The sequence below is a fragment of the Flavobacterium sp. genome (genome assembly GCF_965262375.1).
Classification (GTDB): Bacteria; Bacteroidota; Bacteroidia; order Flavobacteriales; family Flavobacteriaceae; genus Flavobacterium.
Genome location: NZ_OZ253527.1, coordinates 1,829,370 through 1,845,224, shown reverse-complemented (window position 1 = coordinate 1,845,224; position 15,855 = coordinate 1,829,370). Strand labels below are relative to the sequence as shown.

Below are 15,855 nucleotides of genomic sequence, written 5' to 3'. Positions count from 1 at the left end.
TTACTTTTAGGTGATGACACTTTTTTCTAGAATCACATCCAATTTGGAATGGTCAATAGGTTTTGAAATAAAGTCTTTCACCACTGAATATTGTTTAGACTTTTCTATATCATGATAATCAATTGATGAAGTTAAAATAAACACGTTCAATTGCTCCCAAACCTCCGAAGCTTGTAATTCGTCTAAAAATTGCCAACCGTCTAGCAGTGGCATATTTAAATCCAATAAAATAATACAGGGTAGTTCCGCATTTTTGGCAAACAACAAATTCAACGCTTCATTACCGTCTTTAAAATCAACCACACTTCCAAAACCTTGATGCTTGTCTAAAAGTTTTTTTAAAACAAAGGTGAAAATATTGTCGTCGTCAATTATATAGGTCTTTTTGATATCACACATTTTTAAATAAAATACAGTTTAAATGTAGTTCCTACGCCTACTTCGCTTTCCACTTCTATACGACCTCCCATGGATTCGACATGATTTTTGACCATAAACAACCCTAATCCTACAGCGTCGGGATTTCCATGAAAAGTTTTATACATCCCAAAAATTTTCTCTTTGTTTTTCCCTAAATCTATTCCCATTCCATTATCTGCTATAGAAAGTACCAATTCATCAGTAGTTTGTACCGCTTTTATAGTTATTACAGGATTACGTTCGGGCGATTTATACTTAATAGCATTGGTCAACAAATTAAAAATAACACTCTCTAAATACGATTGTGTAGCTTCAATAGTAATACTTTCATCTACTTGAATTTGAATATCAGCCTCGCTGGTTTTTACCACAGCATTAATACCTATTAAGGCTTTTTCGATTTCCTCTCTTAAATTTAATAAAACTTTTTCACTTTTCAAGCCACTTTGTATTGCAACGGTTTCATTTAAAAAATAAATGGTATCCGTTAACTTATTCGTACTTTGCTTGAGCATGGCAAAATACTCATTTTTTTCTTCCTGACTATCAGTTTCTTCATACAAATCGAGTATCATTGATAAATTACTAGTATGCGAACGAATATCGTGCGAAACTATATGTGTAAAGTTTATCAATTTTTCGTTTTGTTTTTCGGTAATACGATATAATCTATTCTTTTCCTTTTCAGCTTCTTTACGAGCCGTGATATCACGAGTAATGACTATATACTTGGTATATTTTCCATTTGCATCATACAGTACATTAGCAGAATCTTCACGCCAATGGTAAATGCCGTGAACATCTTTAAAACGGTGCTCGTACTTAAATTCACTTTTTTGCTGAGCTAATCCCCCATAAACAATTTCTTTCACTTTAGGAGCGTCTTCGGGATGCATATTTTCAAAAACATCCTGCATGGTCATTTGTTTGTAATAGCCTGAAGGAAAACCTAACAATTTATAAAAGGAAGGAGATACATAGGTTAATTTACTATCTTCAATAACCACTACTCCATCGGATGTATTTTCAGTAATCAAACGCAACTGCCTTTCGCTATCTATCAACTGAGCTTCCATTTGCATTCGCTCGTCAATATCTCTTGAATTGATGATGTATTTTGAATAAGAACCATCTTCGTTATAAATAATGTTTGCTAAATCTTCACGCCAATGGTAAGTTCCATCCTTTTTCCGAATTCGAAATCGAGCAGTAAAAGTAGTCACCCTATTGTTCAAATTCCCATAAATTATCTCTTGTGCTTGTTCAGCATCATCGGGATGCATCAAAGCAAAAATTTCAGTAGCAGGAAAATCTTGTAATTCTTCTTCAGTAAAACCTAAAAACTTTTGATACGAAGGCGAGATAAAAGTTACTTTAGCCTGTTCAATGATTAAAAAACCATCTGTTGAGTTTTCAAAAATCAAACTAATTTGATCCTGATGCTCTTTAATTTTAATTTCAGCCAATTTATTTTCATGCACGTCGCGTGAAATTACAATAACTCTATCAATATCAGAAGTATCTCCTTTATAAATGATACTAGCATTGTCTTCTCGCCAATAATAAGTAGCATCTTCCCCTAAAACCCGATATTTATAACTAATTCTAACTTTATGCGTTGCAATAGCTTTTCCATACAAATCGATTACTTGGGTAATATCATCAGGATGGATAAATTTAAAAATTTCATCAGCGTCAATTCCTACTTTTAATCGAGAGTTTTGGCCTGCTAATTTTTTATATGTAGGAGACAAATAAACAATTTTGCCTGATTCAAAAATCATTATCCCATCCGTAGTATGATTAGCTATAAATTCAAGGTTTTTTTGATTTTCATTGAGCAATCGTTCCGCTTCCAATCGTTTCTCTTCTTCAACCGCCAAGCTCAAATAGTCAGCAAGAGATCGAGCAAAAGCAACATCCGTATCTAACCATACTCTAGGCGCATTGCTATGTTCACAACAAATCACGCCAAAAAAAGCACCTTCAGCTCGTATAGGCACATCAAGCATATCCGTTATCCCTAAAGGTTTTAAATAGGTATCTAATAATTCGGAGGTCCATTCGTTAGTTTCCACATCATCAGCCACAACAGGAATATTATTATTCACAGAACTCATGTATTTAGGAATCGAACGTATTTCTAATACCATTGGGGAAGCTGGCAAATCGTCTTTTGTAGCAACTATTTTTTTACACACTAAATTATCTTCTTGTATTTCCCAATAACTAGCTCGTTCCAACTGCAGACCTTCTTTTGCAATCTGTAAAACTAAGGCTATCTTTTCATCAAATGAAAAAAAAGTAGTTTCTCCATACAGTTTTAGCAATAAGCTATTATGAAGATCGGTTTGCTTTTTTTTACGTTCTAACTCCAAATCTGCTTCCTTCTCAAAAGTCACATCACGTGCTATGGTAACCGCTCGAAAAGCCTTACCCGAAACATCGTAGTGTATATTCATAATATCTTCACGCCAAATATACTGACCATCAGAGCGTAGACATCTAAAAGTATATTTAACTGAAGGCAATTTCTTTTCAGCCGCGGAGTAAATAGCTTCTCTTACCTTTTCAACATCTTCTGGATGCACTAACGAAAACATGTCTCGATTGTGTAAATCTAACTTATGATTTTCCGTCAGCCCAATAATTTCCAAATAGCGTTTAGAAGCAAATACTAATTTTTCGTTTTCAATAATATAAATCCCATCGGAAATATTCTCAGACAAAAACTTAAACCGTTCTTGATTTTCTATCAAACTTTTCTCCGCCAAACGCTTTTTATATTCTACTGAAAATTGGCTATAAATACCTGCTATGGTTTGTGCAAAATGAATTTCAATTTCAGTCCAAGCTTTAACCTCCGAATGCTCACAACACAACACTCCCACTAATTCCCCATTATGACGAATTGGAATATCTAAAATACTTTGAATCCCGTTTGGAATCAAATAGGTACTTTTAAATTCATTGGTTATTTCTTCTGTAATGGCGTCATCAACTTTTATTACCAGTCCCTTTTGTAAAGCTTCGTAATAAAGAGGTATTTCACTTTTTAAGATAATTTCTTGTTCCCCAAATACGTCTTGAACGGCATTATACGCATGGGTACATTCCAATTGGTCGTCCTTAAAAAACCACAAACTAGCAAAATCGACTTCCAAACCTGAAGCTGTAGCTTTCACAATAGTTTGATTCAATACATCCATTGAGTCAAAATCTGAAAAGGAATTTTGATACAATTTCAATAAAATATCGAATTGATTTGGCGAAAAGGTTTCGTTAGGCAGTTGGTTAAAAGACATAGCTATCTATTGAATACAATGCAACAATATATAAGATTTTGTATAAATGTACTATTTTTTACAGGAAGTTTTGCTAATGTGTTGACAAATATCGACTTTAAACAATACCTTTGCAGAAAATAAAAATACATGATGTCTTCATTTGAGCAATTTCAATTACCAAAATCATTACAAAAAGCTTTAGACGAATTAAAATTCGTTACCCCAACACCTATACAGGAAAAATCATTCAACGTGATTATGTCTGGGCGTGATGTAATGGGTATTGCTCAAACTGGAACAGGAAAAACGTTTGCCTATTTATTACCGCTATTAAAGCAGTATAAATTTGTAAACACTTATAATCCACGCATCATGATACTCGTACCTACTCGTGAATTAGTGGTACAAGTGGTGGATGAAGTTGAAAAACTTACGACTCACATGTCGGTTCGTACTTTAGGGATTTATGGTGGCGTAAACATTAACACACAAAAAAACCAAGTTTATCAAGGTATTGATATTCTAGTAGGTACTCCTGGTCGTGTCATGGACTTAGCGCTGGACAATGTACTTTCGCTACAGGAAGTGACTAAATTAGTCATTGATGAATTTGATGAGATGTTAAACTTAGGTTTTCGCCCTCAAATCACATCTATCTTAACAATGATGAAACCGAAGCGTCAAAACATTTTATTTTCGGCAACCATGACCGATGAAGTAGATGAAATGTTAAACGATTATTTTGATTTTCCTGAAGAAGTTACCTTAGCTAAATCAGGTACTCCTTTAGAAAAAATAGAACAATTATCGTATCATATTCCTAATTTCAATACTAAAGTTAACGTATTAAAGCATATAATCCAAACGGATACATCATTAGAACGTATCTTGATTTTCGTAAACAACAAGAAAATTGCCGATATGCTTCACGATAAAATTGAGGCTGAATTCCCAGAACAATTTGGAATCATTCACTCTAATAAGTCGCAAAATTACCGTTTGTTAACGATGGCTTCTTTTCAGCGTGGCGAAATAAAAGGTATTATCACTACAGATGTTATGGCTAGAGGTTTAGATATTTCTAATATTACTCATGTAATTAATTTTGAAATGCCTGAATTGCCTGAGCAATACATTCACCGTATAGGTCGTACTGGTCGTGCTGATGCAACTGGTATAGCTATTAGTTTTATTACCCCTCGCGAAGAAGACATTAAAATTGAAGCCGAAATGTTGATGGAAATGGAGATTCCTATTTTGGAAATCCCAGAAACTGTTGAGATTTCTGAGGTTTTAATTGGTCCTGAAAAAGACAAACAAAAAATAAAACATCTATTAAAGAAACCTAAAATTTCTGAAAACTCTGCCTTTCAAGAAAAATCAGAAAAGAATAAAAAAGTAAACTTGGGTGGTCCTGGAAAACGCAAACCCAGAAAGAATGCACCTAGAAACCGTGCCGTTGAACGCAAAAGAGCCGAAAAGCGCAAAAAGAAATAAATTCCTAAATCCTCTGATTTGTATCAGAGGATTTTTTATGTTCTATTTACATACACATATTCATTGATAACATCCAGAAGCTGTTGTTTTTCAAAAGGTTTTACTAACACATTATTCATTCCCGCTTCTTTACTTTTATCCAATACTTCGTATTTATCATAAGCGGTCAAAGCAATAATTGGGGTCGTAATATTGAGGTTTCTAATAATTTCTGTAGCCTCATAGCCATTATAGACTGGCATATTAATATCCATCAAAATAATATCGAAAGTTTCTTTTTTACAAGCTTCAATGGTTTGTGCCCCATCCCCTACAATGACAAAATCGAAATCGAAAGCTTTTAAAATTCGTTCCGTCACCATCTGATTGATTTTATTATCTTCTGCAATCAAAACTTTAATTCGTAGTGTTGTCTTATTAGACACAAAAGAGTTGACTAAAGGAACCGTTTCATCAATATCAAAAATCAAGGTAAAAGTAATTTTAGTACCCACACCTTCTTCGCTTTCTAAAATAATTTCACCTCCAAACAAATCCACCAATTTCTTAACGATAGGTAACCCTAAGCCCGTTCCCTGGTAATCCTCCTCTCGTCGTTCAATTTGCACAAATTCCTCAAAAACTTTTTGCTGATTTTCTTTGGCAATACCTATTCCATTATCCGTTACCACAAACTGCACCCAAACTTTTTTATCTTTTTCTTCCAGCAAGTTTACCTCCATTTTCACTTTTCCTTCCGAAGTAAATTTAAGCGCATTACTAATCAAGTTCATTACAATTTGTGAAAAACGCAAACGGTCACCCAAAACCCGTTGAGGCAAACGCGGATCCACCCAAATTTCAAGCTTATTTTTAGTTTTCATACATTGGGTATAAAAACTATGCTTTATAGCATCTAACTTCTCCGAAATAGAAAAACTACTCTTTTCTAAAACAATTTTCTTTTCGGTAATCTTATAAATTTGCAAGACATCATTTACTAAAGACAACAAGTACTGGGCTGAGAATTTCAAAGATTCTAAATACTTACTCTGTTTAATTTCTGGATATTCACTAGCTAAAATATCCGAGATACCTATTACACCATACAAAGGCGTACGTAATTCATGGGTAATTGTGGAAACAAATCGCGATTTCATACGGGTCGATTCTTCCGCAATTTCTTTGGCAATTTCTAATTCGTGATTGATGCGTTGCAAACGTAGATAACTTTTTTTACGAGCTTTATTATTTTTCAATAGTACATAAACAAAAGCTCCTAAAACTCCAATAATCAACACAAAAAGGGCAATAATCACATAGGTTTTTTGCAAACTAAGTTCTTTCTCTTCTTTTTGTCGTTCAATATAAGAAATGTGATTTTCGTATTCTTTAATTTTAATTTTATCTTCTCCCTCTTTAACTGTCTCCGTTCTACTGGCGTTATATACATTTTCTTTAATATCACTACTCAAATGAGCATATTTTAAAGCCGATTTATAGTCGCCGTATTTCTCAAAATGAGCCCCATAATCTGTATAAACTTCCGCCAGATAACTATCCATCAAACTTGTAGTATCACTTTTCCCGTAATAAATGGCTTTGTTAAAAAAAGTAATCGCCTTAGCCTTTTCACCTTGTTGACTATAATAACGTGCCCACAAAGAATTGTAGGTCAACCTAGCTTCTTTCTCTCTGGTATTGACAATGTATTTTGTAGCTTTATTCAAATAGGGTAATGCTTCCTCAAAAAGTCCTTCATCCACATATGCTCCAGCAATATTTAATGAATTATAAGTTACTTGCAAAGGGATTTTTAGTTTTTCCGTATAGGTAAGTCCTATTTTATAATATAAAATCCCCTTTTCAAAATTATTTTCGTAATAGGAATAAAGGGCTCCTATATTATTATACACCGACTCTTTGATCGTGTCATTTTTTGCCAAGTTAGCATAATGCACCGATTTAAAGAAAAACTCTTTTGCTTTTTTAGTATCAGCAAATTCAACAAAATTACACCCTAAAAGGGAGTACGCTTTTGCTTTCAAATTATCATCATTTAGTTCAAAAGCACGAGATAAAACTTCTTGAGCTAATCGCATCGACTTCTCAGCATCTAAATCCATTAAGGCCTTTTTAGAATCCTTAATCATCAATTCAACTTGCTTTCGGCTCAATCCTTCTTGGGCAAACAACGGTGTGCCTCCCATAAAAAACAGTCCAAATAAAATCAATCGCACTTTTAACCCCAAAACTCTATGCATTAATATGGAAATTTTACCAAAAATAAACTATTTTTGAAAATCCTATTCTATTTTTTCGATTTTAACGCATTAAAAATCAGATGTACCAGCAACTTTCAAAATGGGCTCAAAAAATCATTAAGCCCGCTATCTTTTTAAAATTTGGTTTTAATCTTTCACCCATGTACCGCAGAAGTACAGCTAGGATTGAATATATTTCTGAAGACTTAAAAACATTCAAGATTAAAATCCCTCACAGTTATAAAAACAAGAATTATGTGGGATCTATTTTTGGTGGTAGTCTTTTTTCGGCTGTAGATCCTATCCCTATGACCCAACTCTTATACTTATTAAAGGATGAGTATATCGTTTGGGACAAATCGGCTCAAATTCGTTTCAAACGACCTGCCCGTGAAAATGTATATGCAACTTTTGAATTTACAGATCATGAAATTCAACATATTATTGAAAAAGTTACAGAACTTAAAGAATACGAATACGAAAAACTAACTCAAATCACCAATAAAAAAGGAGATGTGGTGTACTGTGAAGTTACCAAATTGCTATACATAGCCGACAAAGATTTTTACAAAGAAAAACTAGCCAGTAGAAATAAATAAGCTGTGTTAGTTTAGAATTTAGAGTTTAGAATTTAGAATTTAGAATTTAGAATTTAGAATTTAGAATTTAGAATTTAGAATTTAGAATTTAGAATTTAGAAACTGCGCGAAGTAAGATAGAGCCAATAGCTTTAGTATCCTATCTCCTTGTCTCTCTGTCTCTCTGAAACTTTTAAACTTTTAAACTTTTAAACTTTTAAACTTTTAAACTTTTAAACTTTTAAACATTAAAACTAAAATGTATCTTTGACAAACTCATTTTATAAATGCAATTCAAACACCCTGAAATCCTCTATTTCCTATTCTTGTTGGTCATACCCATCTTGGTGCATTTATTTCAGTTACGAAAATTCAAAAAAGAATATTTCACCAATGTCAAGTTTTTAAAGGAACTCGTGGTGCAAACCCGAAAAAGTTCACAAATCAAAAAATACTTATTATTAGCTACTCGTTTATGCTTGTTAGCTTTCTTGATTTTAGCTTTTGCACAACCTTTTTTTAAAGCGAAAGACAGCGAAAGCAAAAATAATCAACTGTTTGTTGTACTAGACAACTCTTTCAGTATGCAAGCTAAAGGCACACGTGGCGAATTGCTCAAACGTGCTGTTCAGGAATTGCTAGAAACTACGCCCGAAGACGTAAACCTATCAGTACTTACAAACGATACTGATTTTTGGAATACTAACATCGGTACCATTGCAACCGATTTGCAAAAATTAAACTACAGTCCTATCCCCTTTTCGCTGGATAATACTTTGATGAAAGTCAAATCGCATAACAGCAACCAAGGAAAAGACATCGTGTTTATCACGGATGGCATTGGATTAAAATCACAAAATTTAGAAAAACTTCCTGAAAATTGTAAAACTTATTTTCTGATTCCAGAAGCTGAAAAGACAGAAAATATAGCCATCGATAGTGTTTTTATAACACAATCTTTAGAGAATTTTTATGAACTGGGTGTAGCGGTCACATCCAATTTTGAAGAAACAAAATCGACACCTGTGGCGTTATACAACCGAGGAAACCTAGTAGCTAAAGCTATTTTAAAGCTCAACCAACGCAAACAAACGTTGTCGTTTACGATTCCTAAAGCCGATTTTAACGGTTATGTGACGCTGAATGATAATAGTTTAGCATTTGACAATCAGTTTTATTTTGCAATTCCAAAACCTAAAATTGTAAACGTATTAAGCATTGGTGCGTCGGAAAAAAGCAACTTTTTAAGTCGTATATATACCCTACCCGATTTTAATTACATCAATGTTACTGCCAATGCCTTAGATTACCGTCAAATTGAAAAGCAAGATTGTATCATTTTAAACGAATTAGAAAGCATCCCCATTGCCATGCATACCAATTTGAAGAAATTTGTAGAAAAAGGCGGAAGTTTGGTACTCATTCCTTCGGAGAAGAATGAATTGAATAATTTGAATGCTTTTTTAACCAATTTTGGTGGATTCCAATTCGCTAATCTTCAAAATCAGGAAAAAAAGATTACCAAAATCAATTTTTCAAACCCTGTATTTGCAAATGTTTTTGAAAAGAAAATTAACAACTTCCAATATCCATCGGTAAAACAAAGTTTTGGGACTAAAACAACTGCATCGCACGCTATTTCTTACGAAGACCAAAGTGCTTTTTTGAACACGATTTACAAAAATTCTGGTGCTGTTTATGTTTTCACTGCCCCAATCAATACCGCCAATTCAAATTTTCAGAATTCCCCATTAATTGTGCCTACGTTCTATAAAATGGGAATGGCAAACGACAAAAATGGTGTCCAATTTCAAATCATTGGTCAAAACAAAGCGGTTGTAATTCCTACACAAGTTAGTAAAGACGAAGTAGTTTCTATTGCTAACGAAGAGGAAGATTTTATCCCAATGCAACAAATCATGGAAGATAAAATTAAAATCACTTGCGCCGATAACCCCAAAAAAGCGGGTAATTTCAATATTATCCAAAACAATAAAAGTGTAGGCACGCTTAGTTTCAACTACGACCGAAAAGAAAGTAGTTCCCTACAAGCAGAATCTAAAAATACAGACCACCTGAACTCCATAGATAGTTTAGAAAAATTTTATGAAACCCTTCAAATGGAGCGCACAGACAATCAAATTTGGAAATGGTTTCTTATTTTTGCCTTATTATTTTTCATCATCGAATTGCTCATTCAAAAATTTGTAAAATGAACCTAATTATTAGAAACGCCCGAATAATTGAACAAAACAATCCATTAAACAACCAAGTTACCGACCTTCAAATTGCCAATGGTAAAATAGAAAAAATCGGTACGCAACTCCCAAATTCTGGCGATTATCAAGAAATTACGTTCGACAATCTGCACGTTTCTAAAGGATGGTTTGACACCAGTGTTTCTTTTGGCGAACCTGGATTTGAAGACCGCGAAACCATCAGTAACGGATTAAAAGTTGCTGGAAAATCAGGTTTCACAGGCGTTGCTTTACAACCAAATAACCAACCGGTATTAGACAACCAAGCACAGATTTATTTTGTAAAACAAAAAGCACAAAACACCACTACCGAACTATTTCCAATAGGCGCATTGACCAAAAACAGCGCAGGAACAGATTTAGCCGAGCTACTAGACATGAAAAATGCTGGAGCTATTGCTTTTGGCGATTACAACAAAAGCTTGGATAATGCCAATTTGCTAAAAGTTGCCTTACAATACACCCAAGATTTTGGCGCAAAAGTAATTGCTTTTGCCATGGACAACCATATCAAAGGGAAAGGGATTGTCAACGAAGGGATAGTTTCTACGCAACTGGGATTAAAAGGCATTGCTTCCTTAGCAGAAGACTTAATGGTTTCGAGAAACTTATACATTTTAGAATATACAGGGGGAAAATTACATATTCCCACGCTTTCAACAGCACAATCAGTAGCCCTCGTTAGAGAAGCCAAAGCCAAAGGCTTGCAAGTGAGCTGTAGTGTTTCCGTACACCATTTGGTATTAACGGATGCGGTACTTACTACATTTGATTCAAATTACCGATTGATGCCTCCGTTACGCACCGAAGCAGACCGTCAATCTTTGATTGCAGGTGTTTTAGACGGAACAATCGATTGCATTACCTCTGACCACAATCCGATGGATGTGGAAAACAAAAACCTTGAATTTGACTTGGCTAAAAATGGTACAATAGGTTTAGAAAGTGCATTCAGCGCTTTACAAACGGTGCTCCCAACAGAAGTGATTATTGAAAAGCTCACTGCGGGGCGTCAAGTTTTTGAATTGGATGACCACAGCATTCAAGAAGGTGAGGTAGCCAACCTTACCTTATTTACTCCAAAAGGGGAATGGACTTTTTCGTTAGAAAACATTGCCTCAAAATCAAAAAATTCAGCATTTTTAGGCAGTACTATGAAAGGAAAAGTGTACGGTAGTATCAACAACAACCAATTTATCCACAACAACTAATGGAAAACAACGATATTCAAAAAGGAAAAACGGCTTCGATTATCAGTTACATTCTAATCATAGGCCCACTGATTGCAATGAGCATGAACAGTGGTGAAGATAAAACCGACTTTGCTTCGTTTCATGTCCGTCAAGGATTAGGACTCACGGTAACTTTCATATCCCTAGGCTTGCTACTTAGTAACATAACCGTTCCTCAAGCTACCATGGGCATGTGGGGCTTCATTTCTATTTTATGTATTTACGGCTTATTTACCGCTAGTAAAGGTGAAAAAAGACCTGTGCCTCTTTTAGGAAATTTATTTCAAAAACTTTTTAAATCCATTTAATGCAACTTTCTTTATACCATCTCGTAAGAGAACCCAAACTAAAATTAGATAAAAACCCTGTATTAATCTTGCTTCACGGCTATGGAAGTAATGAAGAAGATTTATTTTCTTTTGCTTCTGAATTACCTGACGAATATTATATCATTTCGGCTAGAGCACCATACAGCATGATGTATAATGCTTATGCTTGGTATGCTATCAATTTTGATGCCGATGAGAATAAATTTTCCGATTTAGACCAAGCGCGTGAATCGCGTGATTTGGTTGCACAATTCATAGATGAAGTGGTGGCTAACTACCCTATAGATTCACAAAAGGTAACTTTAATTGGTTTCAGTCAAGGTTGTATTTTGAGTTATGCTGTAGCCCTATCCTACCCGCAAAAAGTACAACGCATAGTGGGTATGAGTGGTTATTTCAACCAAGAAATTGCTGTAGAAGGTTACGAAAAAAATAATTTTTCCAACTTACAAATCTTTGCTTCACACGGTAGTGTGGACCAAGTAGTTCCTGTAGAATGGGCTCGCAAAGCCAAACCAACGCTTGATGCCTTAGGCATCCCTAATGTGTATAAAGAATACCCTGTAGGTCATGGCGTAGCACCACAAAATTTCTTTGATTTCAGAAATTGGTTGAAGGAGACTATTTAACAATTTAACCACGAAGGGCACAAGGAAATCACAAAGAACGCAATTTTACTTTGTGTGACTTGGTGCTCAACTTTGTGAGACGTTTGTGTAACGTTTAACCACCAAGAGCGCAAGGAAGGCACAATGCGCACTAAACTTCTTTTGTGTGACTTAGTGCTTTACTCTGTGAAATATTTAACCACAAAGGGCGCAAAGAAGGCATAATGCGCACAAAACTTCTTTGTGTGACTTGATGCTCAACTTTGTGTGACTCTGTGTAACATTTAACCACTAAGAGCGCAAAGAAGGCATAACGTACCTTATATATTACTTTGTGGGACTTGGTGTTCCACTTTGTGTAACTCTGTGTAACATTTAACCGCAAAGGACACAAGGAAACAATAAACAAAAACCCGTCAGACTCAAAATCCTACGGGTTTTATATTGCTATCGAAAGTTTCTAAATTCTGAACTAAAAGAGATACTTCGCAATTCAGCGTGAGAACCATTAAGTTAAAAACAAACCTCTTGACTTATCTATTCCCTATTCTCTATTTTCTTTTTTCTTTTTTCTATTTTCTCAACTCTAAATTCTGAATTCTAAATCAACTCCCCTGCGGGTACATTAAAATTTCAGCAGGCTCAAAAGACACTTTACCGTTATCTTCCACAAAATATTTCAAAATAACTTCACCCCAACCTGATTCGCCAGTAAAGTCAGCAATAATCCAACGGTGGTTTAAAAAACGAACTTTATTAATCACCATGCCATCATATGAAATCAATGGATTCCCTTTGGGATCGTTATTCATTTCCATCAATTGCTCTTTAACCTTAGGCATTAACTGCTCCACGGTAACATTTTCAAAATAATCTCTAGCTTTATCATTATGTAACAACGAAAAATAATCGCCTTCCTCCTTTTCTGCTACAATTTTAGCTATCGAATCCTTAATCTTTGTTTTATACTTATCGCTAGTTTCCGTATCGTGATTAAACTTTTTCGTGGCATACATCAACTGAAAAATGTTCATCAAAACCGAAAAGATACATCCGTACAATAGTAATTTTCTCATAAACTATATATTAATTTCTAAATTATCATAAGCAACAAACACATTTTCAGGCAAACGCGCTTGAATTTCTTGATGAAAACCAAATACGTGGCTGATATGGGTCAAATACGTTTTTTTAGGTTGAATTTTTTGAATAAATGCTAAAGCTTCCTCCAGATTAAAATGGGTGTCATGGGCTTCATCGCGTAAGGCATTAACTACCAAAACCTCTAAATTTTGAAGTTTTTCCAATTCTGAATCAGCTATGGTTTTAATATCAGTTAGGTAAGCAAAATCTCCAAAACGATAGCCAAAAACTTGTAAATTTCCATGTAGCGCATCAATAGGAACTATGGTTTTATCACCAAAAGTAAGTGGAACATCATTAACTACCTCGCGTTCCTCCACACTGGGAGCACCAGGATATTTATTTTCTGTTTCAAAAATATAATCAAAACGTTTTTCCAGATTACGCAACACTCGCTGGTGCGCATAGATAGGAATATTTCCTTGTTTGAAAAAAAACGGACGGATATCATCTAAGCCCGCCGTATGGTCGGCATGTTCATGGGTAAAGAAAATGGCATCAATTTTGGGGCATATAGCCTGTAACATTTGCATACGAAAATCAGGCCCACAATCGACCACAAAGGAATAACCGTCCCAAACCACCCAAATAGAAACTCGCAAACGGGTATCTTTAGGGTCTTGACTCAAACAAACCGGATGGGTACTTCCTATAACTGGAATCCCTTGTGATGTACCCGTGCCTAAAAAATAAATTTTCAATAGAAATGCTTTTGCTACAAAAATAAATATTATTTGATAAAAAATAAGGCTTTTACTACCTTTGCAAAGTATTTACTTATGAAGATGAAAGATCTACAAAACGAAATTAGATTAAAAGGAGACAAAGAGATTGCACAAATCCCATCCATTAGCGATAAAGCCCTAAGAATCAACCTCAACGAAAACATCTACGGTACTTTTGCTGAAATTGGTGCAGGACAAGAAACGGTTCGACATTTCTTTAGAGCAGGTGCCTCGTCAGGAACTATTGCAAAAGCAATGAGTGCGTATGATAAAGATTTTAGTGACGCGATTTACGGAATTGAAGACGATGGCCGTTATGTAACCGAAAGTCGTTTGCGTAAAATGCTACAACACGAAATTGAACTCGTAGAGCAACGTTTAAAAAGAGACAAACATCCTAACAAGCTTTTCTTTAGTTATGCCAATACCGTGGCAACCATCGATTTTGCTAAACAATACAAAGGACATGGATGGGTAGGAATCATCTTCCAGTTAGACCCAGATGAAGCATATAACGAAATTATCCTTCACATTCGTTTCAAAGAAAATGATGCCAAACTACAACAAGAAACCCTTGGAAAATTAGGGGTTAACCTTATTTACGGGGCATTTTACAAATACAACGACCCTAAACGATTGCTTCGTTACTTGTACGACCATATTGACAAAGACCAATTAGAAATTGACACCATCAACTTCTCGGGACCACGCTTTAAGGAAGTCGATAACCGTTTGATGAGTTTACAGTTGGTACGCAACGGAATGACGGATGCGGTAATGTTTGACCCAACGGCCAAAAACGTACTTCCTGCACAAATTTTATATAAAAAAAATATCTTAGCCTTACGCGGTAGTTTCCGTCCCGTAACCAAAGTAAATATGGACATGTACGAAAAATCGTTACAAATGTTCTTACAGGAAAATAAGGTTAAGGAAGAAAACACCTTGGTGGTTTTTGAAATTACATTATCCAACCTGCGTTCAGATGGTGAAATCGACGAAAGAGATTTCTTAGACCGTGCCGAATTGCTTTGTTCGCTAGGACAAACCGTATTGATTTCAAACTTCCAGGAATATTACAAAGTAGTTGAATATTTCTCAAATTATACCAAAGAACGCATGGGATTAGCCATGGGGGTTAATAACTTGATTGATATTTTTGACGAAAAATACTACCGCCATTTGAGTGGAGGTATCTTAGAAGCTTTTGGTAAATTGTTTTACCGCGACATGAAAGTGTACTTATACCCTATGGAAGATGAAGACGGTACCATATTGACTTCACAAAACTTAAAAGTACACCCACGTATGAAAGAATTGTACAAATTCTTTGCTTACAATGGAAAAGTAATGGACATTACCGATTTTGACAAATCGCATTTAAAAATCTTCTCGCGCGAGGTATTAAAAATGATTAACTGTGGCAAATCAGGTTGGGAGGATATGCTTCCTGAAGGTGTTGCCGAATTAATCAAGCACAATCATTTGTTTGGCTATGACGAAAACAAAGTGGTTGAAAAAGTATAATTTTTTTT

12 protein-coding genes are annotated in these 15,855 nt (G+C 34.9%); 7 read left to right on the top strand and 5 right to left on the bottom strand.

Annotation, left to right across the window (positions count from 1 at the left end; translation table 11 throughout):
- Window positions 1–6 precede the first annotated feature (6 nt).
- Both ACQY29_RS08540 and ACQY29_RS08535 read right to left on the bottom strand, forming a co-directional pair.
- A complete protein-coding gene (locus ACQY29_RS08540) occupies window positions 7–399 on the bottom strand; it encodes a response regulator (RefSeq protein ID WP_428224792.1) in 393 nt (130 codons plus the stop codon).
- Window positions 400–401: 2 nt separating this feature from the next.
- The gene (locus ACQY29_RS08535) at window positions 402–3,725 is read right to left on the bottom strand and encodes a PAS domain S-box protein (RefSeq protein WP_428224791.1); all 3,324 of its coding nucleotides are present in this window, start codon (window positions 3,723–3,725) and stop codon (window positions 402–404) included.
- A gap of 132 nt (window positions 3,726–3,857) precedes the next feature.
- Between ACQY29_RS08535 and ACQY29_RS08530 the strand changes: the two genes are divergently transcribed.
- Entirely contained in the window at window positions 3,858–5,204 is a 1,347-nt protein-coding gene (locus tag ACQY29_RS08530) for a DEAD/DEAH box helicase (RefSeq protein ID WP_428225898.1), read from the top strand.
- A gap of 35 nt (window positions 5,205–5,239) precedes the next feature.
- Here the strand turns inward: ACQY29_RS08530 and ACQY29_RS08525 are convergent, their stop codons facing one another.
- Window positions 5,240–7,447, bottom strand: coding sequence for an ATP-binding response regulator (locus tag ACQY29_RS08525; RefSeq protein ID WP_428224790.1), 2,208 nt, complete (start codon window positions 7,445–7,447; stop codon window positions 5,240–5,242).
- 80 nt (window positions 7,448–7,527) lie between these two features.
- Here ACQY29_RS08525 and ACQY29_RS08520 point away from each other — a divergent pair, with 80 nt between their 5' ends.
- The 5 genes from ACQY29_RS08520 (at window position 7,528) to ACQY29_RS08500 (ending at window position 12,473) form a co-directional block, all read left to right on the top strand.
- The gene (locus ACQY29_RS08520) at window positions 7,528–8,046 is read left to right on the top strand and encodes a DUF4442 domain-containing protein (RefSeq protein ID WP_428224789.1); all 519 of its coding nucleotides are present in this window, start codon (window positions 7,528–7,530) and stop codon (window positions 8,044–8,046) included.
- A gap of 266 nt (window positions 8,047–8,312) precedes the next feature.
- Complete coding sequence (locus ACQY29_RS08515) at window positions 8,313–10,241, top strand: BatA domain-containing protein (RefSeq protein WP_428224788.1); 1,929 nt, start codon at window positions 8,313–8,315, stop codon at window positions 10,239–10,241.
- Window positions 10,238–11,494: a dihydroorotase gene (locus ACQY29_RS08510; RefSeq protein WP_428224787.1), complete on the top strand. Its 1,257-nt coding sequence runs from the start codon at window positions 10,238–10,240 to the stop codon at window positions 11,492–11,494. Before ACQY29_RS08515 ends, ACQY29_RS08510 begins: the two co-directional genes overlap by 4 nt.
- Entirely contained in the window at window positions 11,494–11,823 is a 330-nt protein-coding gene (locus tag ACQY29_RS08505; RefSeq protein WP_428224786.1) for a hypothetical protein, read from the top strand. Before ACQY29_RS08510 ends, ACQY29_RS08505 begins: the two co-directional genes overlap by 1 nt.
- The gene (locus tag ACQY29_RS08500) at window positions 11,823–12,473 is read left to right on the top strand and encodes an alpha/beta hydrolase (protein WP_428224785.1); all 651 of its coding nucleotides are present in this window, start codon (window positions 11,823–11,825) and stop codon (window positions 12,471–12,473) included. The genes ACQY29_RS08505 and ACQY29_RS08500 overlap by 1 nt, the downstream gene beginning before the upstream one ends.
- Before the next feature lie 584 nt (window positions 12,474–13,057).
- Here the strand turns inward: ACQY29_RS08500 and ACQY29_RS08495 are convergent.
- Window positions 13,058–13,528, bottom strand: a complete 471-nt coding sequence (locus tag ACQY29_RS08495) for a hypothetical protein (RefSeq protein ID WP_428224784.1) — start codon at window positions 13,526–13,528, stop codon at window positions 13,058–13,060.
- 3 nt (window positions 13,529–13,531) lie between these two features.
- A complete protein-coding gene (locus ACQY29_RS08490; protein WP_428224783.1) occupies window positions 13,532–14,296 on the bottom strand; it encodes an MBL fold metallo-hydrolase in 765 nt (254 codons plus the stop codon).
- A gap of 84 nt (window positions 14,297–14,380) precedes the next feature.
- Here ACQY29_RS08490 and ACQY29_RS08485 point away from each other — a divergent pair, with 84 nt between their 5' ends.
- On the top strand, window positions 14,381–15,847 hold the full coding sequence (locus tag ACQY29_RS08485; RefSeq protein ID WP_428225897.1) for a TonB-dependent receptor: 1,467 nt from the start codon (window positions 14,381–14,383) through the stop codon (window positions 15,845–15,847).
- The last annotated feature ends 8 nt before the right edge of the window (window positions 15,848–15,855 follow it).